The 2,286-nt window shown below is 56.1% G+C and carries 1 protein-coding gene and 2 pseudogenes; all 3 read right to left on the bottom strand.

The features are described 5' to 3' along the window. Positions 1-991 (bottom strand): annotated as a pseudogene (locus tag F8I07_RS01235) (aconitate hydratase B); the annotation flags it as partial. 122 nt (positions 992-1,113) lie between these two features. Next, a complete protein-coding gene (locus tag F8I07_RS01230; protein WP_292654689.1) occupies positions 1,114-1,512 on the bottom strand; it encodes a hypothetical protein in 399 nt (132 codons plus the stop codon). A gap of 70 nt (positions 1,513-1,582) precedes the next feature. Further along, positions 1,583-2,286: pseudogene (locus tag F8I07_RS01225) on the bottom strand (AMP-binding protein); the annotation flags it as partial.

Below are 2,286 nucleotides of genomic sequence, written 5' to 3'. Positions count from 1 at the left end.
TCTCGTCGGGAAGCGTGTTGGGCTTGAGCTCGAACTCGCTGACCACTTCACCGTTTTTGAGGATGACACCCTCGTAAGGCTTGACGATAATTTCGTCGCCGGTCTCCAACTTGTCGACGGGGGCTTCGATCGGCAGACAGCCGCTGTCCTCGGCGGTGTTGAAGAAGATCGGCGCGATGATGGAGCCGATGACGACCCCGCCGGTGCGCTTGTTGGGTACGCCGGGGATGTCGTGACCGAACCACCACTGTACGGAGTTGATACCCGATTTCCGGGAGCTTCCGGTTCCGACGACGTCGCCCACGTAGGCCAGGTCGTTCCCCTTCTCTTTGAGCTTTTTGATGGTCTCGAGGGGCTTCTCCATCCGGCTGGTCAGCATCGATTGGGCGTGCAGCGGGATGTCGGATCGGGTGAAAGCTTCACTGGCGGGAGAAAGGTCGTCGGTGTTGGTTTCGCCGGGGACTTTGTAGACCGTCAGCTTCATCTCTTCAGGCAGAGGCTCACGATTGAGGAACCACTCGGCGTCGGCCCAGGATTCGATCACCTCTTTGGCGAAGGCGTTGCCCTCGTCCATCAGATCCTTGACGTCGTTGAAGGCATCGTAGACGAGGATCGTATGCTTGAGCTCATCGGCTGCAGCCTGGGCCACGGCGGGATCTTCGTGCTTGAGCGCCTCGACCAGGGGACCGACGTTGTAGCCGCCCAGCATCGTGCCCAGGATTTTGACCGCCTCGACTTTATCGATAGCCTTGCAGTGGGCATCACCGGTGATAATGGCATTAAGGAAAGCCGCTTTGACGTAGGCGGCGTCATCCACACCGGGATTGATATGGTTTTTGAGCAGATCCAGGAGATACGCCTCCTCGGGGATGGGGTCCTGCTTGAGCAGCTCCACCAGCTCGGCGGTCTGCTGTGCCGTCAGCGGCAGCGGGGGGACACCCAGCTTGGCGCGTTCCTCGGTGTGTTTTTTGTAATCTTCGATCAGAGACATGATCACTCCTCTTTATGTGGAATATGTTGAGATAGAAAGATGGTATCGAAAGCCGTATAAAAGCTACTGGCTCCTCCCCGCTTTCCGGCAGAGAGTGAGAGGGTATGTTGCAGATAGTTACATCAGGGTTTTTTGCGAAAGAGATGATATTTTTCGTCTTCAAGTAGTTGCTCGACGTAATCCGGATCCGCTTTTTTGACATTGGTCCAGAGCCCCGAGGGAAGCCGTACTTGTAGTTGGTTTTTTTCACGCAATTTGATGATTTTCTTTGGAGAAAGGATCTTGTCGACCGGAGAAAAATCCGCCTTGCTCAGATCCACATCACTGCGATAGAAAAGAGTTTGTTTTTTGAATTTTCCCCAACCCGGAACTCCCTCTTCGGTGTAAGGCACCTGGTAACCGTTGTCAAACTCAACCATGATCGTATAGTGACTGTCCGGAAGAACATCGATAATCTTACCTTTCCCAAACACCAGTCCGTAAACCTTGTCCCCTACTTTCGCTTTTTTGAAATACCCCATGTATTCTCCTTTCACTTGAGGATAGAAAATTATACCCTCTTCCGGGAAAGCGTCGGAAACAAAAAATTCCTCAGCAGCCGGCGCAGCGGACCGCTTCCTGGATCTTCGCGACGATGGAGGGGTCTTCGAGGGTGGAGATATCCTGTTTGATCTCTTCGCCTTTGGCGATGGCCCGCAGGATACGGCGCATGACCTTGCCCGATCGGGTCTTGGGCAGGCCGGGAACCACGACGATGGCGTCGGCTTTGGCGATGTTGCCGATCTCCCGGGCGATGACCTCGTTGATCTCCTTGCTCAGCTCCACCTCTTCCCCCAGATTATCGGGAATGTCGTCTTTGAGGACGATATAGGCGAAGATACTCTCGCCTTTGATCTCGTCGGGTTTGCCCACGACCGCCACTTCCGCCACATGAGGATGCTTTTTGATCGCCGATTCGACCTCGGCGGTTCCCATCCGGTGGCCTGAGACGTTGATGACGTCGTCGACCCGTCCGGTAATGGTGATATACCCCTCTTCATCGACGACGGCGCCGTCCCCGGAGAAGTAGACCGGCTTGCCCTCCTTGACCACGTCGCCGAAATAGCTCTTTTTGAAGCGCTCGGGATCTCCCCAGATGGTGCGGATCATGCTGGGCCAGGGCCTGGTGATGCAGAGCAGCCCCTGCTCGCCGGGCTCAACCGGAGTGCCGTCGCGTTCCAGAACTTCGGCCATGATGCCCGGCAACGGGAAGGTGGCGCATCCGGGCTTGATGGGCGTGGCGCCCGGCAGGGGGC

It is taken from the genome of Nitratifractor sp. (assembly GCF_015487065.1).
Classification (GTDB): domain Bacteria; phylum Campylobacterota; class Campylobacteria; order Campylobacterales; family Sulfurovaceae; genus Nitratifractor.
The sequence above is the reverse complement of the archived record's forward strand: the minus strand, read 5'-3'. Positions and strand labels throughout refer to the sequence as shown.